We start from the raw sequence: 24,705 nt of genomic DNA, 5'->3' as shown, positions 1-24,705 counted from the left end.
GGAATGAGTAAGGTCGGCACGAGCGACTCGAAGAACACGCTATATTGCTCGTTCTGCGGCAAGAGCCAGCACGAAGTCCGCAAACTGATCGCAGGTCCAACCGTCTTCATCTGCGACGAGTGCGTCGAACTCTGCATGGACATCATCCGCGAGGAGAACAAGTCCTCGCTGGTGAAGTCGCGCGACGGGATTCCGACCCCGAAGGAGATCTGCAAGGTCCTGGACGATTACGTCATCGGCCAGAACCATGCGAAGAAGGTGCTCTCGGTCGCCGTCCACAACCACTACAAGCGGCTGAACCATCAGACCAAGCACTCGGACGTCGAGCTCGCGAAGTCGAACATCCTGCTTATCGGTCCGACCGGCTCGGGCAAGACGCTGCTGGCGCAGACGCTGGCGCGCATTCTCGACGTGCCGTTCACGATGGCGGATGCGACGACCTTGACCGAGGCCGGCTATGTCGGTGAGGACGTCGAGAACATCATCCTGAAGCTCTTGCAGGCGGCCGACTACAATGTCGAGCGCGCGCAGCGTGGCATTGTCTACATCGACGAGATCGACAAGATCAGTCGCAAGTCGGACAATCCCTCGATCACCCGCGACGTGTCGGGCGAGGGCGTCCAGCAGGCGCTGCTCAAGATCATGGAGGGCACGGTTGCGTCGGTTCCGCCGCAGGGCGGCCGCAAGCACCCGCAGCAGGAGTTCCTGCAGGTCGACACCACCAACATCCTCTTCATCTGCGGTGGTGCGTTCTCCGGACTGGAGAAGATCATCTCGGCGCGCGGCCGGTCGACCTCGATCGGCTTCGCCGCCCAGGTTCTGGCGCCGGAAGACCGCCGTACCGGCGAGATCTTCCGTCACGTCGAGCCTGAGGATCTCCTGAAGTACGGCCTGATCCCCGAGTTCGTCGGCCGTCTGCCGGTCGTGGCGACGCTCGAGGATCTCGACGAGAACTCGCTGAAGAAAATCCTGACCGAGCCCAAGAACGCGCTGGTGAAGCAGTATCAGCGGCTGTTCGAGATGGAGAACATCGAGCTCACCTTCGCCGACGAGGCGCTGGGCGCAGTGGCGCGCAAGGCCATCGAACGCAAGACCGGCGCGCGTGGCCTGCGGTCGATCCTCGAGAGCATCCTGCTCGAGACGATGTTCGACCTGCCGGGTCTCGAGGGCGTCGAGGAAGTGGTCATCTCGCGCGAAGTGGTCGAGGGCACGGCCCGTCCGCTCTACATCTACGCCGATCGGTCCGATCGTGCGGTGGAAAGCAGCGCCAGCGCGTGAGGCGCGCTGGCACGAGAGACAGAAGACCTCGATTTGTTAGATCGGCGATCGCTGCGGACATCATGTCCGCGGCATCGCAGCGTTTCAGCGTCCCGCCGCGTAGAGCCATTTTTGGCGGGTGTTTACCGATACTTGACACCCCCCGGGTCGATAGCCACCTAATGTCGCGTGGCGATACAAATCTCAATCCCGGGATTCGCCTCAACAAACGATCCGAAACAAGCGGGCGATATCGACGCGTCAGTGATGTCCGGATCAGATCGCACCTTGTGGCGGTTGCGCACGATGGCGGACTGCGTGCAAGGGGGCTAAACAAAAGGAACAGGCCATGACGACCCCCAAACCCCGGCCGACCATCGTCTACGGCGAGAGCCACGCGTATCCGGTTCTGCCGCTCCGCGACATCGTCGTCTTCCCGCACAACATCGTTCCGCTGTTCGTCGGCCGCGAGAAATCGATCCGCGCGCTCGAAGAGGTGATGAAGAACGACGCGCTGGTGATGCTGGCGACGCAGAAGAACGCGTCCGACGATGATCCAGCTGCGGATGCTATCTACGAGACCGGGACGCTCGCCAGCGTGCTGCAACTCCTCAAGCTGCCCGACGGCACCGTGAAGGTGCTGGTCGAGGGTCTGGAGCGAGCGCGCGTCGAGAAGTACACCGATCGTGCCGACTACTACGAAGCCACTGCCGTTGCGCTCGAGGATACCGATGCGAAGTCGGTCGAGGCCGAAGCGCTCGGGCGGTCCGTCGTGTCGGACTTCGAAAGCTACGTGAAGCTGAATAAGAAGATCTCCGCCGAAGTCGTCGGCGTCGTTCAGTCGATCACCGATTTCGGCAAGCTGGCCGACACCGTCGCCTCGCATCTCGCCGTCAAGATCGCCGATCGCCAGGGCATCCTGGAGACGCTGTCCGTCACCACGCGCCTGGAGAAGGTGCTGGGCCTGATGGAGAGCGAGATCTCGGTGCTGCAGGTCGAGAAGCGCATCCGCTCGCGCGTCAAGCGCCAGATGGAGAAGACCCAGCGCGAGTACTACCTGAATGAGCAGATGAAGGCCATTCAGAAGGAGCTGGGTGACGAGGACGGCCGCGACGAGCTCGCCGATCTGGAAGAGCGCATCAACAAGACCAAGCTCTCCAAGGAAGCGCGAGAGAAGGCGCAGCACGAGCTGAAGAAGCTGCGCCAGATGTCGCCGATGTCTGCGGAAGCGACCGTCGTGCGCAACTATCTGGATTGGCTGCTGTCGATCCCGTGGAACAAGAAGTCCAAGGTGAAGAAGGATCTGGAGGCCGCGCAGGCGGTTCTGGATGCGGATCACTATGGGCTGGAGAAGGTCAAGGATCGCATCGTCGAGTACCTGGCGGTGCAGTCGCGCGCCAACAAGCTGACCGGCCCGATCCTGTGCCTGGTCGGACCTCCCGGCGTCGGCAAGACCTCGCTCGGCAAGTCGATCGCGAAGGCCACCGGCCGCGAGTTCGTTCGCGTGTCTCTGGGCGGCGTGCGCGACGAGGCGGAGATCCGCGGTCATCGCCGGACCTATATCGGTTCGATGCCCGGCAAGATCATCCAGTCGATGCGCAAGGCCAAGACCTCGAACCCGCTCTTCCTGTTGGACGAGATCGACAAGATGGGCTCGGACTTCCGGGGTGACCCGTCGTCGGCGCTGCTGGAGGTTCTGGACCCCGAGCAGAACACGACGTTCAACGACCACTATCTGGAGGTCGACTACGACCTGTCGAACGTGATGTTCATCACGACCGCGAATACGCTGAATATTCCCGGCCCGCTGATGGACCGCATGGAGATCATCCGCATCGCGGGCTACACCGAGACCGAAAAGCTCGAGATCGCCCGCAAGCATCTGATCCCGTCCGCGCTGTCGAAGCACGGCCTGGATTCGAAGGAGTGGTCGATCGACGATGACGCGCTGCTGCTCGTGATCCGGCGCTACACCCGCGAGGCGGGCGTGCGTAACCTGGAGCGTGAGATTTCCACACTGGCCCGCAAGGCCGTGAAGGAGCTCATGATGTCCAAGAAGAAGTCGGTGAAGGTCACCGAGAAGGCCGTCGAGGAATTCTTGGGTGTGCCGAAGTATCGCTTCGGTGAGATTGAGAGCGACGATCAGGTCGGGATCGTCACGGGTCTGGCATGGACCGATGTCGGCGGTGAGCTGCTCACCATTGAAGGCGTCATGATGCCCGGCAAGGGCAAGATGACGGTGACGGGCAATCTGCGCGACGTCATGAAGGAGTCGATCTCGGCGGCGGCGTCCTACGTCCGCTCGCGGGCGATCGTCTATGGCATCGAGCCGCCGATGTTCGACCGCCGCGACATCCACGTCCACGTTCCGGAGGGGGCGACCCCGAAGGATGGTCCGTCGGCGGGCGTCGCGATGGCAACCGCAATCATCTCGGTCATGACGGGCATTCCGATCCGTCACGACGTGGCGATGACCGGCGAGATCACCTTGCGTGGTCGCGTGCTGCCGATCGGCGGTCTGAAGGAGAAGCTGCTGGCTGCGGCCCGCGGCGGCATCAAGACGGTGCTGATCCCCGAGGACAACGCCAAGGATCTCACGGAGATCTCCGATGCGATCAAGGGCGGCATGGACATCATCCCGGTGTCCCGTCTCGACGACGTCGTCGCCCGGGCCCTGGTCCGCAAGCCGGTGCCGATCGTCTGGGAAGAGGACACCAAGGTGCCGGTGAAGGCCGACGGCGACGAAGCCGCCGGCGGCCTGACCGCCCACTGAGGTCCGAACTGATGCAAGGAAACGGCGCCCGTAAGGGCGCCGTTTTCGTTTGGGAGATCGAACCACCGACCCTTCGAGCGTGCGTGGTCTGCCCCCACCGTTCTCGCTGCGGCGGTTTCTCGCTGCCGCCGCGTGGTTCCGGCGTTGATTGAGGATCGGGCAGGGGGTAAAGAAGCGCGACGTGAGGGCGGCTAGCTCAGCTGGTTAGAGCATCTCGTTTACACCGAGAGGGTCGGGAGTTCGAATCTCTCGCCGCCTACCATTAGCATCCGCTGGGACGCACCCTCGCAATGGTGACGCTGCTATTGTCGTGCGTGTCGATTTTCCAAGCTGATGGCGATGCTCTCCAGAAGCGCGTTTGTGCGTCGGGTTTCATCGATCTGCTGCTCTCGTAGAGCTGAGCCACCTTGCCATCGAGCCTCGGCGGCTGAGCCCAACCCACGTCCCGATCACGATGATGGCGCCGCCGAGTGCTCAATTCGGACAGGGGTTTAAAATCCTTTGCGACAGCTGGTGCGAAGCGCCCGGACGATTTCGCGTGGCGATGAACCGTTCTTCGGCTAGCTTGGCGCGCGGAGTGAAACATCGCGGGCGAACCGATGACCGACTTCCTGCGCCACTGCACCGGCGGACATGAGCGCGCCATTCCGGCGGCCACCATGCTGCTCGAGGAGGGGCATAGCACCGGGCATCTCTACATCCTGCTCGAGGGGCGGCTGGAGGTGATCAAGGCCGGTGCCACGGTGGCGGTCGTGTCGGAGCCGGGCGCGCTGTTCGGTGAAATGTCGCTGCTGCTTGAGCAGCCTCACACGGCGACCGTGCGCGCCGCCGCGGATTGCCTGATCTACGAAATTCCCGACGCTCGGCGCTTCCTGGCTGAAAATCCCGAGGCGACGCTCGCGATTGCGCGCATGCTGGCGCAGCGCCTGAACGTCGCCAACAGCTATCTCGCCGACCTCAAGCGGCAATATGCCGGCCATGGCACGCATCTGGCGATGGTCGGCGACGTGCTGCAGAGCATGATCAACCTGCCGCCGCAGCAGGTTTCGCCAGGAACGGATCTGGAATCCGATCCACGACTCTGAGCCAGTCCGGCGCCGCCGTCACGGGCTGGGCCGGGCGTTGCAGCGGACCGGCGAGATCGACCCATTCGGCTTGCCCCGCCGCCAGCCAGAAGGCGCGCCCTTCATCGGTGTCGAGCACCATGTAGGCCGGCGGTCGCCCGGGCTGCCGTCCGGTGTTGAAGACCCAAGTCTCACCGACGCGATCGAACCAGGAGCCGTCCTTGATGAACGGCGACTGGTGCACGTGGCCGGAGATCACCATTGCCGGGCGGTGCCGCGCGATGAAGCCTTCGAGCTCGGTGTCGCCGAAGAAGCGTTTGCCGCCCCAGCTCACCGGCGAGTTGGCCGGCGGCGCATGATGCACCCAGATCCAGCGGGCTGCGTCGCGCGTCGCGGCGGCATCGAGCTGGCGTCCGATCGCGGCCTTGACCAGCGGACCGTCCCACCACGGGCAAAGCGAGAACAGCGTATCGCCGATCAGGACGTCATCGCCGTCGGCCGCGATGCCGAGCTCGCGGACCGTCCCGATCCAGGCCGCGATCTTCTCGCCATCCGGGCTGCGCTCCTCCAGGTCATGATTGCCCGAGCAGATCATGACCCGCGTCTTGGCCGCCAGGAGCACGAGATATGTCTTCACGACCACGATCTGGGCGCGAATGTCGACGATCGAGGCGAGATCGAGCGCATCGCCGGCGAACACCACCGCATCAAAATGATCGGCAGCCGCCACCAGCCAGTCGAACTGCGGCAGCGAGTAATGAAGATCGGCAACGATAAGAGTGCGCATGTGGCTCCTGACGCGCCTGATCGAAGCAAGAGCGAGACCAGAACCAGCGAGACCAGAGGCTGTCCCGCTATTGCATTGCGCTGCTGCGCTCGCCAGCAGGTCCGCGCGCATCTATCGATCCCTCGCCCGCGGCGGTATGATGGGGCCGTTTTTCAGCCGCAGCTGCTAATTGCGAGTGTCCCATGTCTCGTCGTCCGCGACCGCCCATGACTGTTTCCTTCGTCCGCACAGGCGAGCGCCGCTACGCGGTGCGCGCGACGCTCGGCGACGGACGCACCCTCGAAATGAGCCCGGCGCCAGGCTTCGATCCCTGGATGCCGCATGATCTGCAACACTTCATCGTCGAGAAGCATCTCGGGATTGACGGCGCCGTGTTCGGGCGGCTCGCGGCCGGCGGCACGGCCGGGACTTTTCATTTGGTCCCGCATGCGACCTCGTCCCGCGAGACCGCGCGGCTGCGTCGCAGGCATGAGGCCAGGGACCAGCGCCTGATGCCGGAACGCAGCGAGGACTATGCCCGCTCCGAGCGCGCCACCTATGTGTGCTGGCAGGACTGGCTGCAGCAGGCTGACGATCCGGCGCTGCGGGCGCGCGGGGCCGAGATGGCACCGTCGGCGCGCAGCCTGCTGGGTGGGACGTCAGCGGAGGAGCGCGCGGCCTACACGCCGGTGCGGCGCGACGCCATCCGACAGGAGTTCGCGCGGCTGAGCCGACGTTGGAGCGCTCTCGCCGTCGGCGAAAGTCTCTCCGAACCGTGGTCAGAACCGGCCCACTTTCTTCCCCGAGCGCATCGCGGCCTCGTGCCTTGACAGGACAGGCGGCTGCATGCGCCATGCCGGCTCTTGCGATGACCTCAATCAGACAGGGCACATCATGCAATTGCCGGCAGGGGACGAGCGCAACGCCGACCAGATCGCCTATTGGAACGGGCCGGGCGGCCAGCGCTGGTCCGATCGCCAGGAAGCGCAGGACATCCTGCTCGCACCGGTGTCGCAGATCCTGATCGACCGCATTGCGGCCAAGCCGGGAGATCGTGTGCTCGATATCGGCTGCGGTTGTGGCGGCCTGTCGATCGCGCTGGCCGGGCAGGTGGCGCCTGGCGGGCATGTGCTCGGGGTCGACATTTCCGCCCCGATGCTGGAGCGGGCGCGCGCGGTGGCGCCGGCCGGGCTTCCCGCTGAGTTCGTGCTGGCCGACGCGACCGTGCATCCGTTCGCGCCGGCGAGCTTCGATCTGCTGGTGTCGCGGTTCGGCGTGATGTTCTTCGCCGATCCGGTGGCGTCGTTCGCCAACATCCGCCGCGCGCTGAAGCCGGGCGGCCGGGTCGTATTCGCCTGCTGGCGCGAGCCGAAGGCCAATCCCTGGATGATCGCGCCGCTGCAGGCGGTCTATCGCCACGTCCCGAAGCTGCCGGAGATGGCGCCCGACGATCCCGGTCCATTTGCCTTCGCATCGGAAGCGCGGGTGACGCGCATCCTGGGCGAGGCCGGCTTCAGCGACGTCGCGCTGGAGGCACATGCGCTGTCGCTCGACGTCGCGATCGGCAAGGGGCTCGATGCGGCCGTACAATCGGCCTTCGAGATCGGCCCCGCCAGCCGCGCGCTGGAGGGGCATCCCCAGGAGACGCGCGATGCGGCGCGGCAGTCGGTCCGCGAGCTGCTGACGCAGTATGGACGCGGCGACAGCGTGACGCTCGCCGGCTCGATCTGGCTGGTGACGGCGCGCGCCTGACGGCGCTCAGGACTGCTCTTCCCAGATCATCGCCAGATGGACGATGGTCTGCACCGCCTTCTCCATGTCCTGAACGCTGACCCATTCGAGACGCGAGTGGAAGGCATGCTCGCCGGCGAAGATGTTGGGGCAGGGCAGGCCCATGAACGACAGCCGCGAACCATCGGTCCCGCCGCGGATCGATGTCCTGACCGGCGTCAGGCCGGCGCGGCGGATCGCCTCCTCGGCATAGGTCACGATCTCCGGATGCAGATCGATGACCTCCTTCATGTTGCGGTATTGCTGCCGAACCTCCATCCGATAGTTTGATCGCGGATAGTCCTTCAGGACGTCCCTGACGATGTCCTCGAGCAGCGCTTCCTTCTGCCGCAAGCCCTGCTCGCTGAAATCGCGCACGATGAAGTCGAGTCGCGCCTGTTCGAGTGCGCCGGAGATCCCGACCGGATGCAGGAAGCCTTCCTTGCCCTCCGTCGTTTCCGGCGAGCAGCTATCCTTCGGGAGCCGCTCGATGATCGCAGATGCGATCTTGATGGCATGCTCCATCTTGCCCTTGGCAAAGCCGGGATGGGCGCTGACACCGTTGATGAGGATGGTGGCACCGTCGGCGGCAAAGGTCTCGTCCTCGATGTTGCCTGCGGTCTCGCCATCCATCGTGTAGCCGAAATCGGCGCCGAGCTTCTTCAGGTCGACCCGGTCGACGCCGCGGCCGATCTCCTCGTCCGGCGTGAACAGGATCTTGATGGTGCCGTGCTTGATCTGCGGATGGCTGATCAGGAACTGCGCCGCGTCCATGATCTCGGCGATGCCGGCCTTGTTGTCGGCCCCCAGCAGCGTGGTGCCGTCCGTGGTGACGATGTCGTTGCCGATCTGGTCCCTCAACGCCGGATGCTCGGCGGCACGGATGATCTGGCTCGGGTCCTTAGGCAGCACGATGTCGCCGCCCTGGTAGTTGCGCACGATCTGCGGCTTCACGTCGGCTCCGGAGCAGTCGGGCGACGTGTCCATGTGCGAGCAGAAGCAGATCACCGGCACGGCCTTGTCGGTGGTGGCCGGGATGGTCGCATAGACGTAGCCGTGGTCGTCCAGATGGGCGTCCGAGAGGCCCATCGCCTGCAGCTCGGCTGCGAGCAACCGGCCGAGATTCTTCTGTTTGAGCGTCGAAGGGCAGGTCGGCGATGTCGGGTCCGACTGGGTATCGATCACGACATAGCGGAGCAGACGCTCGGTGACGGAGTGGGTGTAGCTGCGAAGCGGATCGGACATGTGCACCACAAGGACAGGAGAGGGAACAATATGTTACCGTATGCATCGGTATACTAATATATCAGTTATTGCATGCCAGATACCAGGGTTCATCAGGCTATCAGTGGTTCCCCCGATCAAAGCGCATCCGCCGGCTCCTTTGCTGCGGAATGCGACGTCGCGACCCGCTGTGATCGGTACCGCCCGCCGGCGGCTGAATTGCGCGCTCCTGCGCGCGCATGGGACCTAAAGGATACCCAGTCCGGCGATTCGAAACTCATCTTCCTTTGCGGTCGTGCCGTTGCGGTCCCGAAGAAAAAAGACGGATCATCGACTTGGCCCATCATCATGCGCGAGTTACGGCGGATGCCCGACGCCACTCAGAGAGACCGCGCTCCGGCGTCCTCGATTGACCGCTCATCAAGGACTTCGCACAGCTATCGGTTCATTGTCCTTGACTTCGAAACATCGCCCCTTTAAGTCGCACTCCTCCGCGGATTTCGCGATCACGCGGGAGTAGCTCAGTTGGTTAGAGCGCCGGCCTGTCACGCCGGAGGTCGCGGGTTCGAGCCCCGTCTCTCGCGCCATGTTTTCAATGGCTTAGCTTTCGATTTGATCCTTTGCCGCCGCAAGCCGTGCGACCGCGTGATCTCTCCCCGGCCACCATCCGACGCTTCGCCGAACTGCAGGCTCTCCGTCGCTAATCTTTCCGATCGGGCACGAAAAAGGCCACCCAGCGGGTGGCCTGCGACCGCTGTCAGCAGCGGACCGACGGCTCAGCGGACCATCGAGTCGCTGGAACTCGTCACGGTCACAGGCTTGCCGGCCTTCACGACGTGCGATGCCGTCTGGCTGTAATCCACATTGGCGCGGGTCGCGATACCGAAAGCGGTTACCGCGATGCCTGCGATCAGGGCAACGACGACGATCTTCAGGTGAGTCGATCGGTCTGCGGAATGCAGCGAGTGGTTCATGTCAGCCTCCCGGCGTCTCAGAGCGCCACTTTGTTGCCTGGACATGTACCTTCGCTTTGTTTCGATCCGGTTTCCTCGTTTCCTCAAAATGGTTTCATCGGTTGCAGTCGGCGCGCCGGCAATCGGGAGTATGCGGCCGGAGCCCGTGATCGGCACCCATGCCGGCATCGGCGGTGACCGCGGCCGCGCCGGCCGCCGCGGGTGATCTTGATCCGGCGGCCCTTCGTGACCATCTCATGTGATAACGGACGCCTATCGGGTGACGGTCCAGTCGCCTTGCTTGGATCGCTCGATCGAACGCTGATCCGCATCCGTCTCCGACCCCGCCCAGCCTGCGCACGGCGGCGTGCGTGCTCGCGATCGCTGACCACCTCAGCATCCCGCGCCGGTCCGTGCGACACCGTAATGCTGCGGGTCTGCAATGCGGCTCCTGCACGCGTCATCCGTGGCTCGGTGTGTCCAGGTTTCCGCAATGTGGGGAGGGATGACACCGGTGAGACGGCTTGTCTTGCGCGGCTTGGTGCGCTGCGCTAAGGCTTCGACCAATTCCAATGCAACGAATCTGCGGTTTGCACCGAAACCGCAGAGGAAAGTGGCGCCGATGACCGGCATCCTCCAGAACTATCTCCCCCTCGTCGTGTTCATAGGTGTCGCAGCCATCATCGGGGTGGTTCTGCTGATCGCGCCCTTCCTGGTCGCCTACCAGCAGCCCGATCCCGAGAAGCTCTCCGCGTACGAATGCGGCTTCAATGCGTTCGACGACGCGCGCATGAAGTTCGACGTCCGCTTCTATCTGGTGGCCATCCTTTTCATCATCTTCGACCTCGAAGTCGCCTTCCTGTTCCCCTGGGCAGTGGCATTCGGCAAGCTCGGCGCGGCCGGCTTCTGGTCGATGCTGGTGTTCCTGGCCGTGCTGACGGTCGGGTTTGCCTACGAATGGAAGAAAGGCGCGCTTGAATGGGATTGAGCCCGACTACGTCCTCGACCGGTCCGGTAATCGCACCGGCCCCGAAGGGCATTCTCGATCCCGCGACCGGCAGGCCGATCGGTGCCAACGACCCGTATTTCCTCGAGGTCAGGCACGAGCTGTCGGACAAGGGATTTTTCGTTGCCACGGCTGACGATCTCATCACCTGGGCCCGCACCGGCTCCCTGATGTGGATGACGTTCGGCCTGGCCTGCTGCGCCGTCGAGATGATGCAGGTGTCGATGCCGCGCTACGACGTCGAGCGCTTCGGCTTCGCGCCGCGCGCCTCGCCGCGCCAGTCGGACGTGATGATCGTCGCCGGCACCCTGACCAACAAGATGGCGCCGGCGCTGCGCAAGGTCTACGACCAGATGCCGGAGCCGCGTTACGTCATCTCGATGGGGTCGTGCGCCAATGGCGGCGGCTACTATCACTATTCCTATTCGGTGGTCCGCGGCTGCGACCGCATCGTTCCCATTGATATCTATGTGCCCGGCTGTCCGCCGACCGCGGAAGCGCTGCTGTACGGTGTTCTGCTGCTGCAGAAGAAGATCCGGCGCACCGGCACCATCGAACGCTGAAGGTTTTTTCGTTATGGACGACGGCAGGCTCGACGCCCTTGGGCAGACGATCGTGAGCGCGCTTCCGGGCGCGGCGATCGGCCATTCGGTCGCTTTCAATCAGCTCACGGTGAGCGTGGAGCCGGGTCGGATCGTCGAGGTTGTGAAGTATCTGCGTGATGATCCGGCTCTCCGGTTCGTCAACATCACCGACATCACCGCGGTAGACTACCCGGAGCGCGCCAAGCGCTTCGACGTCGTCTACCACTTCCTGTCTCCGACCCTGAACGCACGCATCCGGCTCAAGGCCGAGGCCGACGAGACGACGCAGGTGCCGTCGCTGATCGACGTCTTCCCGGGGGCGGATTGGTTCGAGCGCGAGGCCTATGACCTCTACGGCGTGATCTTCGTCGGTCACCCCGACATGCGCCGCCTGCTGACGGATTACGGCTTCGACGGCCACCCGCTGCGCAAGGACTTCCCCACCACCGGCTTCGTCGAGGTGCGCTACGACGACCAGGAGAAGCGGGTGATCTACGAGCCTGTCAGGCTCAACCAGGAATTCCGCAAGTTCGATTTCCTGTCGCCCTGGGAAGGCGCGGACTATCCGCTGCCCGGCGACGAGAAAGCGACGAAGTGAGTGGGAGCGCGAGCATGAACGAGCAGAGCCCGGCACTCCGCAACTTCACGATCAACTTTGGCCCGCAGCATCCGGCGGCACACGGCGTGCTGCGCCTTGTGCTGGAGCTGGACGGTGAGGTGGTCGAGCGCGTCGATCCGCATATCGGCCTTCTGCATCGCGGCACCGAGAAGCTGATCGAGACCAAGACCTACATGCAGGCGATGCCCTATTTCGATCGGCTCGACTACGTCGCGCCGATGAACCAGGAGCATGCCTTCTGCCTCGCCGCCGAGCGCCTGCTCGGCATCGAGGTGCCGCGCCGCGGCCAACTGATCCGCGTGCTCTACTCCGAGATCGGACGGCTGCTGTCGCATTTGCTCAACGTCACCACCCAGGCGATGGACGTCGGCGCGCTGACCCCGCCGCTGTGGGGCTTCGAGGAGCGCGAGAAGCTGATGGTGTTCTATGAGCGGGCCTCCGGCTCGCGCATGCACGCCAACTACTTCCGCATCGGTGGCGTCCACCAGGACCTGCCGCCGAAGCTGATCGACGACATCGACGCATTCTGCGATCCGTTCCTGAAGGTGGTCGACGATCTCGACCGGCTTCTCACCGGCAACCGCATCTTCAAGCAGCGTAACGTCGACATCGGCGTCGTGACCCTGAAGCAGGCCTGGGAGTGGGGCTTCTCCGGCGTGATGGTGCGCGGCTCGGGCGCGGCCTGGGACCTGCGCAAGTCGCAGCCCTACGATGTCTATGCCGAGATGGAGTTCGACGTTCCGATCGGCAAGAACGGCGACTGCTACGACCGCTATCTGATCCGCATGGAAGAGATGCGCCAGTCGGTGCGTATCATGAAGCAGTGCATCCAGAAGCTGCGCGCACCGGACGGGCAGGGCCCGGTGATGATCACCGACAACAAGATCGCGCCGCCGCGCCGCGGTGAGATGAAGCGCTCGATGGAAGCGCTGATTCACCACTTCAAGCTCTATACTGAGGGCGTGCACGTCCCCGCGGGTGAGATCTATGCGGCGGTCGAGGCGCCGAAGGGCGAGTTCGGCGTCTATCTGGTGGCCGACGGCACCAACAAGCCCTACAAGTGCAAGATCCGCGCGCCGGGCTTCGCGCATCTGCAGGCGATGGACTTCATCTGCCGCGGCCATCTGCTCGCCGACGTCTCGGCCATTCTCGGCTCGCTCGACATCGTGTTCGGAGAGGTGGACCGTTGATGGGCCATGCGCCGATCCAGTTCGATCGTGCTTCTGGAGCGCTCGAAGGAGCGAACCTCTGGGAGCGCACGGCTGCATTGGCGCTGTCGACCGGCTCGAAGATCTCGTCGCATTTCTCGCATCGCGGTTACAATCGCTGCGCCAACCTGCTGCGCTTGGCGCTGCCCGAGCGGGACATCGCGGTGAAGCTCAACCCGGACGCCGTGTTCGAGTTCCCCTATGGCGACGGCTACTGGAGCAAGCTGCTCAACCGCGCCTATCACTATGAGGACGAGCTCGAGCTCCTGTTCCTCGGCACTGTCGATGTCGACTACACCTTCATCGATGGCGGGGCCAATTACGGCTACTGGTCGGTGCTGGTGTCGAGCACGCCCTACGGCTCGCACAAGGCGATCGCGATCGAGCCGTCCTCGGCGAACTTCGCCAAGCTTGCGAACAATGCGCAGATCAACGGCGGCCGCTTCGAAGTGATCAAGTGCGCCATCGGCGAACGCCGCGGCGTCGCGCATCTCACCGGTACCAAGCACGAGGCCTTCAGTATCGCCGGCGACAGCGCTGGCGGTGAGCAGGTGCCAGTGATGGCGCTCGACGATCTCATCGACGACGGCAACGTCGCCGCTTCCGGCAAGTACCTGATCAAGCTCGACGTCGAGGGCGTCGAGATCGAGGCGATCAAGGGTGGGGCGCGGCTGCTTGCGACCGACAGCATGGTCCTGTGCGAGGAGCACGGCCAGGATCGCAATCATACGGTGTCGCGCTACATCCTCGATGAAACGCCGATGCAACTGATGGTCTACGACCCCGCGAGCGGCCGCTTCGAGATCGTGACCGAGCTGTCGATCCTCGACCGCATCAAGGCGTCCGCTCACGTCGGCTACAACGTGTTCGGAACTGCAAGTGCCTTCTGGCAGAATCGCGTCGCAGCGCTCAATGCAAGTGCCGCGCGCCGCATGCAATGAAAGACTGAAGAGCCATGTCCGTCCGCCGTCTTGCCCCGAAGGAAGTCCAGCCCGCGAGCTTTGCGTTCACGGAGGAAAACCTCGCCTTCGCCAAGGCTCAGATCGCGAAATACCCGGAAGGCCGGCAGGCCTCGGCGGTGATCGCGATCCTGTGGCGCGCCCAGGAGCAGAACGAGGGCTGGGTGTCCGAAGCTGCGATCCGCGTCGTCGCCGACATGCTAGGCATGCCCTACATCCGCGTGCTCGAGGTCGCGACTTTCTACACCATGTTCCAGCTGCAGCCGGTCGGCAAGAAGGCCCACGTCCAGGTCTGCGGCACGACGCCATGCCGGCTGCGCGGCGCCGAGGAGCTGATCGAGGTCTGCAAGCACCGCATTCATCACGACCCCTTCCATCTGTCGAAGGATGGCGACTTCAGCTGGGAAGAGGTCGAGTGCCTGGGTGCCTGCGTGAATGCGCCGATGGTGCAGGTCTGGAAGGACACGTATGAGGACCTGACGCCGGAGAGCTTCGGCAAGGTGCTCGACGGCTTCGCGACCGGCAACCTGCCGACGCCTGGTCCGCAGAACGGCCGCCAGTTCTCGGCGCCCGCCGGCGGTCCGACCACGTTGAAGGAGAAGACATGAGCCGCAACCGCACCCGCGTTGCGGCCCTGAGCCAAGAGGGCGCCGCGATGAAGAACTGGCGCTACGTGGCGCTGCATACACTCGCGGCCGCCGCTTTCATTTTCGTGCTGCAGCGGTTCGCGCTCAACGCGACGCTGGAGTCCAGTCTGCTGTGGGCGCTGGTGTTCGGCGGCTGCGCCGCCTTCATCGCCACCATGCAGTCGAACCGCTGACATCCGAGGAAGCCGTCTGATCATGCTCGACGACAAGGACCGCATCTTCACCAACCTCTATGGCCTGCACGATTGGGGCCTCGAAGGCGCACGCCGGCGCGGCAGCTGGGACGGCACCAAGGCGCTGATCGAGAAGGGCCGCGACTGGATCATCAACGAGATGAAGGCGTCGGGCCTGCGCGGCCGCGGCGGCGCCGGCTTCCCGACCGGCCTGAAATGGTCGTTCATGCCGAAGGAATCGACCGACGGCCGGCCGAGCTATCTCGTGGTCAACGCCGACGAATCCGAGCCCGGCACCTGCAAGGATCGCGAGATCATGCGGCATGATCCGCATCATCTCGTCGAGGGCTGTCTGCTCGCCAGCTTCGCGATGAACGCGCATGCCTGCTACATCTATGTGCGCGGCGAGTTCATCCGCGAGCGCGAGCGGCTGCAGGCGGCGATCGATCAGGCCTATGAGGCCAACCTGATCGGCAAGAACAACATCCACGGCTGGCCGTTCGATGTCTACGTCGCCCACGGCGCCGGCGCCTATATCTGCGGCGAGGAGACCGCGCTGCTGGAGAGCCTCGAGGGCAAGAAGGGCCAGCCGCGGCTGAAGCCGCCATTCCCGGCCAATGTCGGCCTCTATGGCTGCCCGACCACGGTCAACAACGTCGAGTCGATCGCGGTGGCGCCGACCATCCTGCGTCGCGGCGCGGCGTGGTTTGCCGGCATCGGCCGTCCGAACAATGTCGGCACAAAACTGTTCTGCATCTCCGGTCACGTCGAGCGGCCCTGCAACGTCGAAGAGGCGATGGGCATCCCGTTCCGCGAGCTGATCGAGAAGCATTGCGGCGGCATCCGTGGCGGCTGGGATAATCTGAAGGCGGTGATTCCGGGCGGCTCGTCGGTGCGCATGGTGCCGGCCGATCAGATCATCGACACGCCGATGGATTTCGACAGCCTGTCCAAGCTGCGCTCGGGCCTCGGCACCGCGGCCGTGATCGTGATGGACAAGTCGACCGACCTGATCCGGGCGATCGCGCGCATCTCGTATTTCTACAAGCACGAGAGCTGCGGCCAGTGCACGCCGTGCCGCGAGGGCACCGGCTGGATGTGGCGCGTGCTGACCCGCATGGCCGAGGGCCGGGCGCACAAGCGCGAGATCGACATGCTGCTGGAGGTCACCAAGCAGATCGAGGGGCACACGATCTGCGCGCTGGGTGACGCCGCAGCGTGGCCGATCCAGGGCCTGATCACTCATTTCCGTCACGAGATCGAAGCGCGCATCGACCAGTATTCGCACAAGGCCGATGTCGACGACGTCGGCGTGCGCGATCCCGCGCATATGGTGGCGGCGGAGTAGGCGATGGCAGGCCGACCTGCCAGCAAGGTTTTCCTTCGCGCCTGTCGCGCCTTTCCGGTGCGCGACGGCGCGGTGGTTCGTGGTTTGAGAGAGATGTGAGGCAATGACCAAGATCATCATCGATGGCAAAGAGATCGATGTGCCGCCGGAGTACACGCTGCTGCAGGCGTGCGAGGCGGCTGGCGCCGAGATCCCGCGCTTCTGCTATCATGAGCGGCTGTCGATCGCCGGCAACTGCCGGATGTGCCTCGTCGAGGTAAAGGGCGGACCGAAGCCGGTCGCGAGCTGCGCCTGGGGCGTGCGCGACTGCCGGCCGGGCCCGAAGGGCGAGCCGCCGGAGATCTCGACGCGGTCGCCGATGGTCAAGAAGGCGCGCGAAGGCGTGATGGAATTCCTTCTGATCAACCATCCGCTGGACTGCCCGATCTGCGACCAGGGTGGCGAGTGCGATCTGCAGGACCAGGCGATGGGCTATGGTGTCGACACCAGCCGCTTCGCCGAGAACAAGCGCGCGGTCGAGGACAAGTATCTCGGCGCGCTGGTCAAGACCTCGATGAACCGCTGCATCCAGTGCACCCGTTGCGTGCGCTTTTCGGCGGAAGTCTGCGGCGTGCCGGAAATGGGCGCGATCGGCCGTGGCGAGGACATGGAGATCACGACCTATCTCGAGCAGGCGTTGAGCTCGGAGCTGCAGGGCAATCTGGTCGATATCTGCCCGGTCGGTGCGCTGACCTCGAAGCCCTACGCCTTCGCCGCACGCCCTTGGGAGCTCGGCAAGACGCAGTCGATCGACGTCATGGATGGGCTCGGCTCGGCGATCCGGGTCGACACCCGCGGCCGCGAGGTGATGCGCATCCTGCCGCGCATCAACGATGCCGTGAACGAGGAGTGGATCTCGGACAAGACGCGGCACGTCGTCGACGGCCTGCGCACGCAGCGGCTCGATCGTCCTTATGTCCGCGAGGATGGCAAGCTGCGCCCGGCCTCCTGGCCCGAGGCGTTCAAGACGATCGCGACCAAGCTGTCGCGCATCGACGGCAAGCGCATCGGCGCGATTGCCGGCGATCTCGCCGCAGTCGAGGAGATGTACGCGCTCAAGGATCTGCTCGCAAAGCTCGGCTCGACCAATGTCGGGGTGCAGGGCGGGGACAGCTTCGATGCCAAGCTCGGCCGTGCGTCCTACCTGTTCAATCCGACCATCGCCGGCATCGAGCAGGCCGATGCGATCCTGATCGTCGGTGCCAATCCGCGCAAGGAAGCGGCTGTGCTCAACGCCCGCATCCGCAAGCGTTGGCGCTCCGGTCAGCTCAAGGTCGGCGTCGTCGGTCCCAAGGCCGATCTGACCTATGCGTACGAGCACATCGGCGCTGGCACCGACTCCCTGAGCGACGTCGCTGCCGGCAAGCATTCGTTCGCGACCACCTTCCGTAACGCCAAGAACCCGATCGTGCTGGTCGGCGCCGGCGCCGCAGCGCGCCACGACGGCGCGGCGATCCTGTCGCTGGCGGCCAAGATCGCGATGGACGTCAACGCCGTGCGCGATGACTGGAACGGCTTTGCCGTGCTGCACGACACCGCCTCGCGGGTCGGCGCGCTCGACATCGGCTTCAACGGCACCGGACTGACCGGCGCCCAGATGACCACCTTCGGCACGATGGACGTGATGTTCCTGCTCGGCGCCGACGAGGTCGAGGTGCCCGAGGGCGTGTTCACCGTCTACATCGGCACCCACGGCGACCGTGGCGCGCATCGCGCCGACGTGATCCTGCCGGGCGCAGCCTACACCGAGAAGTCCGGCCTCTACGTCAACACCGAGGGCCGGGTTCAGGTCGCCGGCCGCGCCTCGTTCCCGCCGGGTGAGGCGCGCGAGGACTGGGCGATCATCCGCGCGCTGTCCGACGTGCTCGGCAAGAAGCTTGGCTACGACTCGCTGGCCGCTCTGCGCGCTGCGATCATCAAGGCCGTGCCGCATCTTGGCCGCATCGACCAGATCGAGGCGGGCAAGATCGCCGACATCAAGACCCTGGCGGGCAAGGGCGGCAACCTCGAGAAGGCGCCGTTCAAGCCGCTGATCGACGACTTCTATCTCACCAACCCGATCGCGCGCGCATCGGCGGTCATGGCGGAATGCTCCCGCCTGGCCTCCGGGCAGATGCTGACGGCAGCGGAGTGAGCGTGACCTGATGGCTGATTTCTTTGCAAGCTCGTTCTGGACCGGCTTCCTCTGGCCGCTGATCGTCATGGTCGCGCAGAGCGTCCTGCTCCTCGTCGTCCTGCTGGTCGCGATTGCCTACATCCTGCTGGCCGACCGCAAGATCTGGGCGGCGGTGCAGATCCGCCGGGGTCCCAACGTGGTCGGGCCCTGGGGCCTGTTTCAGTCCTTCGCCGACCTGCTGAAGTTCGTGCTCAAGGAGCCGATCATTCCGGCCGGCGCCAACAAGGGCGTGTTCCTGCTGGCGCCGCTGGTCTCCTGCGTTTTGGCGCTGGCGGCCTGGGCGGTGATCCCGACCAATCTCGGCTGGGCGATCGCCGACATCAATGTCGGCATCCTCTTCATCTTCGCGATCTCGTCGCTGTCGATCTACGGCATCATCATGGCCGGCTGGTCGTCGAACTCGAAGTACCCGTTCCTGGCGGCGCTGCGCTCGGCGGCGCAGATGGTGTCCTACGAGGTCTCGATCGGCTTCGTGATCATCACGGTGCTGCTGTGCGCCGGCACTCTGAACCTCTCGGCGGTGGTCGAGGCGCAGCATGCCCGCGGGCTTGCGAGCCTGATCGGCCTGCCGCAGCTGACGATCCTGAACTGGTACGTCTGGCCGCTGTTCCCGATGTTCGTGGTGTTCTACGTCTCGGCGCTGGCCGAGACCAACCGTCCGCCCTTCGATCTCGTTGAGGCGGAATCGGAACTCGTCGCCGGCTTCATGGTGGAATACGGCTCGACGCCGTACCTGCTGTTCATGCTCGGCGAGTATGTCGCGATCACCACGATGTGCGCGCTGGCGACGATCCTGTTTCTGGGCGGCTGGCTACCGCCGATCGACCTGCCGCCGTTCAACTGGGTGCCGGGCGTCATCTGGTTCTCGCTCAAGCTGTTCTTCATGTTCTTCCTGATCGCGATGGCGAAAGCGATCGTGCCGCGTTACCGCTACGACCAGTTGATGCGTCTGGGCTGGAAAGTCTTCCTGCCGCTGTCGCTGGCCATGGTGGTGATCGTCGCGGGCGTGCTGCACTTCGCCGGCATCGCGCCGAAATGAGGCTGTCATGAACATTTCCGCCACCGCACGGTCGCTGCTGCTGCAGGAGTTCGTCTCCGCGTTCTTCCTCGCGATGCGTTACTTCTTTCAGCCCAAGCCGACCCTGAACTATCCGTTCGAGAAGGGCCCGATCTCGCCGCGCTTCCGCGGCGAGCACGCGCTGCGCCGCTATCCCAATGGCGAGGAGCGCTGCATTGCCTGCAAGCTCTGCGAGGCCGTCTGCCCTGCGCAGGCGATTACGATCGAGGCCGGCCCGCGTCGCAACGACGGCACCCGCCGCACGGTGCGCTACGACATCGACATGGTGAAATGCATCTATTGCGGCCTCTGCCAGGAGGCCTGTCCGGTCGACGCCATCGTCGAAGGACCGAACTTCGAGTTCGCGACCGAGACCCGCGAGGAGCTCTACTATGACAAGGCCAAGCTGCTCGCGAACGGCGACCGCTGGGAGCGCGAGATCTCCAAAGCCATCGCGCTCGACGCGCCGTACCGCTGAGGCCGTCCGATGATCCTTCCTGCGCTCTTCTTCTACCTGTTCGCGGCGGTCTGCGTGGCCTCCGCGGTGATGGTGATCGTCTCGAAGAACCCCGTTCATTCGGTGCTCTATCTGATCCTCGCCTTCGTCAACGCCTCCGGCCTGTTCGTGCTGATGGGAGCCGAATTCCTGGCGATGATCCTGGTCGTCGTCTATGTCGGCGCGGTCGCGGTGCTGTTCCTGTTCGTGATCATGATGCTCGACGTCGACTTCACGGAGCTCCGCGAGGGCTTCCTGCAGTACATGCCGATTGGCCTCGTCATCGGCGGCATCTTCCTGTTCGAGCTGCTGCTGACGGTGTCGTATTGGGTCATCAACCCGACGGCGCCGAAGGCGATCACCGCGGCGATCCCGACCAACGTCACCAACACCGAGGCGCTCGGCCTCGTGCTCTATACGAAATACATCCATTACTTCCAGCTGTCGGGCATGATCCTGCTGGTGGCGATGATCGGCGCGATCGTGCTGACCCTGCGCCACAAGGCGAGCGTCAAGCGCCAGGACATCAACGTCCAGAACGCGCGCACGCCCGAGATGGCGATGGCCGTCCGCAAGGTTGCGGTCGGGCAGGGGCTGCAGGATACGGACGCCGCGGAGTGGGTGAAATGACCATCGGACTGGGACATTACCTCGCCGTCGCCGCGATGCTGTTCACGCTCGGCATCCTCGGCATCTTCCTGAACCGCAAGAACATCATCGTCATCCTGATGTCGATCGAGCTGATCCTGCTCGCGGTGAACATCAACCTGGTGGCGTTCTCCACCTTCCTCGGCGACATCGTCGGGCAGGTGTTCGCGCTGCTGGTTCTGACCGTTGCGGCGGCGGAAGCCGCGATCGGCCTCGCCGTGCTGGTGGTCTACTTCCGCAACCGCGGCTCGATTGCGGTTGAAGACGTCAATCTGATGAAGGGCTAAGGGCGCATGATCCGCACAGATGGGGGCCGGCTTGCCGGCAAGGTCATGCGTAAGGGGACGGGCGAATGATCCAGGCCATTGTCTTTCTGCCGCTGCTCGGCGCGATCCTGGCCGGCCTGATCGCGCTGCTGGGGGCGCATGGACGCCATCCGAGCGGCGATGTGGTCGAGCATCATCACGACGACGGCCATCACCACGGCGCCGCCGACGCGCAGGCACATGACGATCACGGTCATGGGCACGATGACCATCATGTCGCCGAGCCGCCCGCGGCCGGCACCTGGGCCGCGCAGGTGATCACGACGGCGCTGTTGTTCGTGTCGGCCGGCCTATCCTGGGCGATGCTGATCAGCGTCGGCTTCATGCATCATGAGGCCGGGGTCAAGGAGCTGCTGCCCTGGATCAATTCCGGCGAGCTGCAGGTCTCCTGGGCGCTGCGCGTCGATACGCTGACGGCGGTGATGCTCGTCGTCGTGACCAGCGTGTCCTCGCTCGTGCATCTCTATTCGATCGGCTACATGGACGAGGATCCGAACCGTCCGCGCTTCTTCGCCTATCTCAGCCTGTTCACCTTCGCGATGCTGATGCTGGTGACGGCGAACAACCTCGTGCAGCTGTTCTTCGGCTGGGAGGGCGTCGGTCTCGCCAGCTACCTGCTGATCGGCTTCTGGTTCCAGAAGCCGTCGGCCAACGCTGCCGCGATCAAGGCCTTCGTCGTCAACCGCGTCGGCGATTTCGGCTTCGCGCTCGGCATCTTCGCCGTGTTCCTGCTGGCGAAGTCGACCGACTTCGAGACCATCTTCAACGCCGCGCCGAGCTTCGCGGGCAAGACCATCAACTTCCTCGGCTGGAATGCCGACGCACTGACGCTGACCTGCCTGCTGCTGTTCATGGGTGCGATGGGCAAGTCGGCGCAGTTCCTGCTGCACACCTGGCTGCCGGACGCGATGGAAGGTCCGACCCCGGTCTCGGCGCTGATCCACGCCGCGACCATGGTCACCGCCGGCGTGTTCATGGTGGCGCGCCTGTCGCCGCTGTTCGAGCTCGCGCCCAATGCGCAGGCCGTGGTGATGTTCTTCGGCGCGACCACGGCGTTCTTCGCCGCGACTGTCGGCCTGGTGCAGAACGACATCAAGCGCATCGTCGCGTACTCGACCTGCTCACAGCTCGGCTACATGTTCGTGGCGATGGGAGCAGGGGCCTACTCGGTCGGCATGTTCCACCTGTTCACGCACGCCTTCTTCAAGGCGCTGCTGTTCTTAGGGTCAGGCTCGGTGATCTACGCGATGCACCACGAGCAGGACATCCGCAACATGGGCGGCCTGTGGCGCAAGATCCCATACACCTTCGCGGTGATGACGGTCGGCACCCTGGCGCTCACCGGCTTCCCCGGCTTCGCAGGCTTCTTCTCCAAGGATGCGATCATCGAGGCTGCGTACGCCGCACACAATCCGTTTGCGACCTACGCGTATTTCCTCACCATTGTCGCCGCCGGCCTGACCTCGTTCTATTCCTGGCGCCTGGTGTTCAAGACATTCTTCGGTACGCCGCACGACCAGCACCACTACGATGCCGCACATGAGAGCCCGATCTGGATGCTGATCCCGATCGGCGTGCTCGCGGCAGGCTCGATCCTGGCCGGCCTCCCGTTCAAGGGCGTGTTCACCGATCCCCATGGTGTCGAGCACTTCTTCGGCGAGTCGCTGAAGATGAACCCGCACATCCTGGAGGACATGGAGCATATGCCGTTCTGGCTCGCTCAACTGCCGTTCATCATGATGGTGCTGGGCTTTGCGGTCTCCTACTTCTTCTACATTAGTCGTCCGGACATCCCGGAGGAGCTGGCGGCCCAGCAGCCGCTGCTCTACAAGTTCCTGCTCAACAAGTGGTACTTCGACGAGCTGTATGACGTGATCTTCGTCCGTCCTGCGAAGTGGCTCGGCCGCTTCCTCTGGAAGAAGGGCGACGGCTTCGTCATCGACGGGTTCGGTCCGGATGGTGTCTCGGCGCGGGTGCTCGACATCACGCGCAACGTCGTCAAGATCCAGACCGGATATCTCTATCATTATGCCTTTGCCATGCTGATCGGCGTCGCCGGCCTGATCACCTGGTTCATGTTCATGGGGGGCCAGCAATGACCACCTGGCCAATTCTCTCTGTCGTCACCTTCCTGCCCATCGTCGGCGCGCTGCTGATCTATCTGGTGCGCGGCGACGACGAGGCGGCCCGGCGCAACGCGCGCTGGATCGCGCTGTGGACCACGCTGATCACCTTCGCGGTGTCGGTGATCCTGGTGCTGCGCTTCGATCCGGCACAGACCGACTTCCAATTCGTCGAGAAGTCGAACTGGCTGGCGGCCGGCATCAGCTATCACATGGGCGTCGACGGCATCTCGCTGCCGTTCGTGATCCTGACCACCGCTTTGATGCCGTTCTGCATCATCGCGAGCTGGAAGTCGGTCACCAACCGGCTGCGCGAATACATGATGGCGTTCCTGATCCTGGAAACGCTGATGGTTGGCACGTTCTCCGCGCTCGACCTCGTTCTGTTCTATCTGTTCTTCGAGGGCGGCCTGATTCCGATGTTCCTGATCATCGGGGTCTGGGGCGGTCCGCGCCGGGTCTACGCCTCGTTCAAGTTCTTCCTCTACACGCTGCTTGGCTCGGTGCTGATGCTGCTCGCCATCATGGCGCTGTACTGGAACGCCGGCACGACCGACATTCCGACCTTGATGCATACGGCGGTGCCGCGCTCCTTGCAGACCTGGGCATGGCTTGCCTTCTTCGCCTCCTTCGCGGTGAAGATGCCGATGTGGCCGGTTCACACCTGGCTGCCGGATGCGCACGTCGAGGCGCCCACCGCGGGCTCGGTGATTCTCGCCGCGATCCTGCTGAAGATGGGCGGCTACGGCTTCCTGCGCTTCTCGCTGCCGATGTTCCCGCTGGCCTCGCATGATTTCGCGCCGCTGATCTTCACGCTGTCGACGATCGCGATCATCTACACCTCGCTGGTGGCGCTGATGCAGGAGGATATAAAGAAGCTGATCGCGTACTCCTCTGTCGCGCATATGGGCTTCGTCACGATGGGCATCTTCGCCGGGACCATCCAGGGTGTGGCCGGCGGCGTGTTCCAGATGATCTCCCACGGCATCGTCTCGGGCGCGCTGTTCCTCTGCGTCGGCGTGGTCTATGACCGCATGCACACCCGCGAGATCGCGGCTTATGGCGGCCTCGTGAACCGGATGCCGGTCTACGCGCTGGTGTTCATGGTGTTCACGATGGCCAATGTCGGGTTGCCCGGCACTTCCGGCTTCGTCGGCGAGTTCATGACTCTGCTCGGCACTTTCAAGGTGTCGATCCCGACCGCGTTCTTCGCGACCTTTGGCGTCATCCTTTCGGCCTGCTATGCGCTGTGGCTGTACCGCAAGGTGGTGTTCGGCGCGCTGACCAAGCCATCGCTCGCTAGCATCAAGGACCTGACCTTCCGTGAAGGCATCATCCTGTTTCCGCTGGTGGCGCTGACCATCCTGTTCGGCGTCTATCCGAAGCCGATCCTCGACATGTCGGCGGCGTCGGTGCAGCAGCTCGTGACCAATTACAATACAGCCGTGACGGCCGTGAAGGCCGCTGCGCTGCTCCAATGAGACCCCAG

Annotated in this window: 23 protein-coding genes and 2 tRNA genes; 22 read left to right on the top strand and 3 right to left on the bottom strand. The window is 64.2% G+C overall.

Going from position 1 to position 24,705, the window contains the following annotated elements; all coding sequences use genetic code 11:
• The first annotated feature begins 3 nt into the window (after positions 1-3).
• The 4 genes from clpX (at position 4) to QX051_RS03575 (ending at position 5,115) form a co-directional block, all read left to right on the top strand.
• Positions 4-1,278 (top strand): ATP-dependent Clp protease ATP-binding subunit ClpX, encoded by a 1,275-nt coding sequence (clpX, locus tag QX051_RS03590; RefSeq protein WP_012044595.1) that lies wholly within the window; start codon positions 4-6, stop codon positions 1,276-1,278.
• A gap of 328 nt (positions 1,279-1,606) precedes the next feature.
• Positions 1,607-4,030, top strand: coding sequence for an endopeptidase La (lon, locus tag QX051_RS03585; RefSeq protein WP_315738279.1), 2,424 nt, complete (start codon positions 1,607-1,609; stop codon positions 4,028-4,030).
• 185 nt (positions 4,031-4,215) lie between these two features.
• A tRNA-Val gene (locus QX051_RS03580) sits at positions 4,216-4,292 on the top strand.
• A gap of 337 nt (positions 4,293-4,629) precedes the next feature.
• Positions 4,630-5,115, top strand: a complete 486-nt coding sequence (locus QX051_RS03575) for a cyclic nucleotide-binding domain-containing protein (RefSeq protein WP_315738278.1) — start codon at positions 4,630-4,632, stop codon at positions 5,113-5,115.
• Here QX051_RS03575 and QX051_RS03570 read toward each other — a convergent pair.
• Positions 5,054-5,881: a metallophosphoesterase gene (locus QX051_RS03570; RefSeq protein WP_315775076.1), complete on the bottom strand. Its 828-nt coding sequence runs from the start codon at positions 5,879-5,881 to the stop codon at positions 5,054-5,056. The two genes, QX051_RS03575 and QX051_RS03570, sit on opposite strands and share 62 nt — an antisense overlap.
• Positions 5,882-6,087: 206 nt before the next feature.
• Here QX051_RS03570 and QX051_RS03565 point away from each other — a divergent pair, with 206 nt between their 5' ends.
• The gene (locus QX051_RS03565; RefSeq protein WP_315775074.1) at positions 6,088-6,690 is read left to right on the top strand and encodes a hypothetical protein; all 603 of its coding nucleotides are present in this window, start codon (positions 6,088-6,090) and stop codon (positions 6,688-6,690) included.
• Between the two features lie 64 nt (positions 6,691-6,754).
• Positions 6,755-7,612 (top strand): class I SAM-dependent methyltransferase, encoded by an 858-nt coding sequence (locus QX051_RS03560; protein WP_315775073.1) that lies wholly within the window; start codon positions 6,755-6,757, stop codon positions 7,610-7,612.
• A gap of 6 nt (positions 7,613-7,618) precedes the next feature.
• Here the strand turns inward: QX051_RS03560 and pepT are convergent, their stop codons facing one another.
• On the bottom strand, positions 7,619-8,875 hold the full coding sequence (gene pepT / locus QX051_RS03555; protein ID WP_315775072.1) for a peptidase T: 1,257 nt from the start codon (positions 8,873-8,875) through the stop codon (positions 7,619-7,621).
• 489 nt (positions 8,876-9,364) lie between these two features.
• On the opposite strand from pepT, the gene QX051_RS03550 reads away from it, so the two are divergent.
• A tRNA-Asp gene (locus tag QX051_RS03550) sits at positions 9,365-9,441 on the top strand.
• 189 nt (positions 9,442-9,630) lie between these two features.
• Here QX051_RS03550 and QX051_RS03545 read toward each other — a convergent pair.
• Positions 9,631-9,828 (bottom strand): hypothetical protein, encoded by a 198-nt coding sequence (locus QX051_RS03545; RefSeq protein ID WP_315738273.1) that lies wholly within the window; start codon positions 9,826-9,828, stop codon positions 9,631-9,633.
• Between the two features lie 601 nt (positions 9,829-10,429).
• Here QX051_RS03545 and QX051_RS03540 point away from each other — a divergent pair.
• From QX051_RS03540 to QX051_RS03470, 15 genes are all read left to right on the top strand, one after another.
• On the top strand, positions 10,430-10,795 hold the full coding sequence (locus QX051_RS03540; protein ID WP_008964559.1) for an NADH-quinone oxidoreductase subunit A: 366 nt from the start codon (positions 10,430-10,432) through the stop codon (positions 10,793-10,795).
• A complete protein-coding gene (locus QX051_RS03535) occupies positions 10,792-11,376 on the top strand; it encodes a NuoB/complex I 20 kDa subunit family protein (protein WP_284418856.1) in 585 nt (194 codons plus the stop codon). Before QX051_RS03540 ends, QX051_RS03535 begins: the two co-directional genes overlap by 4 nt.
• A 13-nt stretch (positions 11,377-11,389) precedes the next feature.
• Positions 11,390-11,995, top strand: coding sequence for an NADH-quinone oxidoreductase subunit C (locus tag QX051_RS03530; protein ID WP_315756759.1), 606 nt, complete (start codon positions 11,390-11,392; stop codon positions 11,993-11,995).
• 14 nt (positions 11,996-12,009) lie between these two features.
• The gene (locus tag QX051_RS03525) at positions 12,010-13,206 is read left to right on the top strand and encodes an NADH-quinone oxidoreductase subunit D (protein ID WP_315711546.1); all 1,197 of its coding nucleotides are present in this window, start codon (positions 12,010-12,012) and stop codon (positions 13,204-13,206) included.
• A complete protein-coding gene (locus QX051_RS03520; RefSeq protein ID WP_315775071.1) occupies positions 13,206-14,165 on the top strand; it encodes an FkbM family methyltransferase in 960 nt (319 codons plus the stop codon). The genes QX051_RS03525 and QX051_RS03520 overlap by 1 nt, the downstream gene beginning before the upstream one ends.
• 14 nt (positions 14,166-14,179) lie before the next feature.
• Positions 14,180-14,791 carry an NADH-quinone oxidoreductase subunit NuoE gene (gene nuoE, locus QX051_RS03515; protein WP_172236403.1) on the top strand — a complete coding sequence of 204 codons (612 nt, stop codon included), beginning with the start codon at positions 14,180-14,182 and terminating at the stop codon, positions 14,789-14,791.
• Positions 14,788-15,003, top strand: a complete 216-nt coding sequence (locus tag QX051_RS03510; RefSeq protein WP_257165730.1) for a hypothetical protein — start codon at positions 14,788-14,790, stop codon at positions 15,001-15,003. Before nuoE ends, QX051_RS03510 begins: the two co-directional genes overlap by 4 nt.
• A 22-nt stretch (positions 15,004-15,025) precedes the next feature.
• Positions 15,026-16,351: an NADH-quinone oxidoreductase subunit NuoF gene (gene nuoF, locus QX051_RS03505; protein WP_315738269.1), complete on the top strand. Its 1,326-nt coding sequence runs from the start codon at positions 15,026-15,028 to the stop codon at positions 16,349-16,351.
• Positions 16,352-16,454: 103 nt separating this feature from the next.
• Complete coding sequence (gene nuoG / locus QX051_RS03500; RefSeq protein ID WP_315775069.1) at positions 16,455-18,524, top strand: NADH-quinone oxidoreductase subunit NuoG; 2,070 nt, start codon at positions 16,455-16,457, stop codon at positions 18,522-18,524.
• A 10-nt stretch (positions 18,525-18,534) separates the two neighbouring features.
• A complete protein-coding gene (gene nuoH, locus QX051_RS03495; RefSeq protein WP_315738267.1) occupies positions 18,535-19,605 on the top strand; it encodes an NADH-quinone oxidoreductase subunit NuoH in 1,071 nt (356 codons plus the stop codon).
• Positions 19,606-19,612: 7 nt separating this feature from the next.
• Complete coding sequence (gene nuoI / locus QX051_RS03490; protein WP_006611003.1) at positions 19,613-20,101, top strand: NADH-quinone oxidoreductase subunit NuoI; 489 nt, start codon at positions 19,613-19,615, stop codon at positions 20,099-20,101.
• Between the two features lie 9 nt (positions 20,102-20,110).
• The gene (locus tag QX051_RS03485; RefSeq protein WP_315738266.1) at positions 20,111-20,749 is read left to right on the top strand and encodes an NADH-quinone oxidoreductase subunit J; all 639 of its coding nucleotides are present in this window, start codon (positions 20,111-20,113) and stop codon (positions 20,747-20,749) included.
• On the top strand, positions 20,746-21,054 hold the full coding sequence (gene nuoK / locus QX051_RS03480) for an NADH-quinone oxidoreductase subunit NuoK (RefSeq protein ID WP_284418728.1): 309 nt from the start codon (positions 20,746-20,748) through the stop codon (positions 21,052-21,054). The genes QX051_RS03485 and nuoK overlap by 4 nt, the downstream gene beginning before the upstream one ends.
• Positions 21,055-21,119: 65 nt before the next feature.
• Complete coding sequence (gene nuoL / locus QX051_RS03475; protein WP_315775067.1) at positions 21,120-23,192, top strand: NADH-quinone oxidoreductase subunit L; 2,073 nt, start codon at positions 21,120-21,122, stop codon at positions 23,190-23,192.
• Positions 23,189-24,697, top strand: coding sequence for an NADH-quinone oxidoreductase subunit M (locus QX051_RS03470; RefSeq protein WP_315775065.1), 1,509 nt, complete (start codon positions 23,189-23,191; stop codon positions 24,695-24,697). Before nuoL ends, QX051_RS03470 begins: the two co-directional genes overlap by 4 nt.
• Positions 24,698-24,705 lie beyond the last annotated feature (8 nt).

The sequence above is a fragment of the Bradyrhizobium sp. SZCCHNR1053 genome (genome assembly GCF_032381235.1).
Classification (GTDB): Bacteria; Pseudomonadota; Alphaproteobacteria; order Rhizobiales; family Xanthobacteraceae; genus Bradyrhizobium.
Note: the sequence above shows the minus strand (reverse complement) of the source record. Positions and strands in the feature narration are given on the sequence as shown.

What these genes read in the sequence shown, in the direction of transcription:
- nuoI (WP_006611003.1), top strand. Translation starts at nt 19,613, where the DNA reads ATGAACATTTCCGCCACCGCACGGTCGCTGCTGCTGCAGGAGTTCGTC.
- QX051_RS03570 (WP_315775076.1), bottom strand. Translation starts at nt 5,881, where the DNA reads ATGCGCACTCTTATCGTTGCCGATCTTCATTACTCGCTGCCGCAGTTC.
- nuoH (WP_315738267.1), top strand. Translation starts at nt 18,535, where the DNA reads ATGGCTGATTTCTTTGCAAGCTCGTTCTGGACCGGCTTCCTCTGGCCG.
- QX051_RS03560 (WP_315775073.1), top strand. Translation starts at nt 6,755, where the DNA reads ATGCAATTGCCGGCAGGGGACGAGCGCAACGCCGACCAGATCGCCTAT.
- nuoF (WP_315738269.1), top strand. Translation starts at nt 15,026, where the DNA reads ATGCTCGACGACAAGGACCGCATCTTCACCAACCTCTATGGCCTGCAC.
- nuoK (WP_284418728.1), top strand. Translation starts at nt 20,746, where the DNA reads ATGACCATCGGACTGGGACATTACCTCGCCGTCGCCGCGATGCTGTTC.
- nuoE (WP_172236403.1), top strand. Translation starts at nt 14,180, where the DNA reads ATGTCCGTCCGCCGTCTTGCCCCGAAGGAAGTCCAGCCCGCGAGCTTT.
- QX051_RS03540 (WP_008964559.1), top strand. Translation starts at nt 10,430, where the DNA reads ATGACCGGCATCCTCCAGAACTATCTCCCCCTCGTCGTGTTCATAGGT.
- QX051_RS03545 (WP_315738273.1), bottom strand. Translation starts at nt 9,828, where the DNA reads ATGAACCACTCGCTGCATTCCGCAGACCGATCGACTCACCTGAAGATC.
- lon (WP_315738279.1), top strand. Translation starts at nt 1,607, where the DNA reads ATGACGACCCCCAAACCCCGGCCGACCATCGTCTACGGCGAGAGCCAC.
- QX051_RS03525 (WP_315711546.1), top strand. Translation starts at nt 12,010, where the DNA reads ATGAACGAGCAGAGCCCGGCACTCCGCAACTTCACGATCAACTTTGGC.
- QX051_RS03520 (WP_315775071.1), top strand. Translation starts at nt 13,206, where the DNA reads ATGGGCCATGCGCCGATCCAGTTCGATCGTGCTTCTGGAGCGCTCGAA.
- QX051_RS03575 (WP_315738278.1), top strand. Translation starts at nt 4,630, where the DNA reads ATGACCGACTTCCTGCGCCACTGCACCGGCGGACATGAGCGCGCCATT.
- QX051_RS03470 (WP_315775065.1), top strand. Translation starts at nt 23,189, where the DNA reads ATGACCACCTGGCCAATTCTCTCTGTCGTCACCTTCCTGCCCATCGTC.
- pepT (WP_315775072.1), bottom strand. Translation starts at nt 8,875, where the DNA reads ATGTCCGATCCGCTTCGCAGCTACACCCACTCCGTCACCGAGCGTCTG.
- QX051_RS03565 (WP_315775074.1), top strand. Translation starts at nt 6,088, where the DNA reads ATGACTGTTTCCTTCGTCCGCACAGGCGAGCGCCGCTACGCGGTGCGC.
- QX051_RS03510 (WP_257165730.1), top strand. Translation starts at nt 14,788, where the DNA reads ATGAGCCGCAACCGCACCCGCGTTGCGGCCCTGAGCCAAGAGGGCGCC.
- QX051_RS03530 (WP_315756759.1), top strand. Translation starts at nt 11,390, where the DNA reads ATGGACGACGGCAGGCTCGACGCCCTTGGGCAGACGATCGTGAGCGCG.
- nuoL (WP_315775067.1), top strand. Translation starts at nt 21,120, where the DNA reads ATGATCCAGGCCATTGTCTTTCTGCCGCTGCTCGGCGCGATCCTGGCC.
- nuoG (WP_315775069.1), top strand. Translation starts at nt 16,455, where the DNA reads ATGACCAAGATCATCATCGATGGCAAAGAGATCGATGTGCCGCCGGAG.
- QX051_RS03485 (WP_315738266.1), top strand. Translation starts at nt 20,111, where the DNA reads ATGATCCTTCCTGCGCTCTTCTTCTACCTGTTCGCGGCGGTCTGCGTG.
- clpX (WP_012044595.1), top strand. Translation starts at nt 4, where the DNA reads ATGAGTAAGGTCGGCACGAGCGACTCGAAGAACACGCTATATTGCTCG.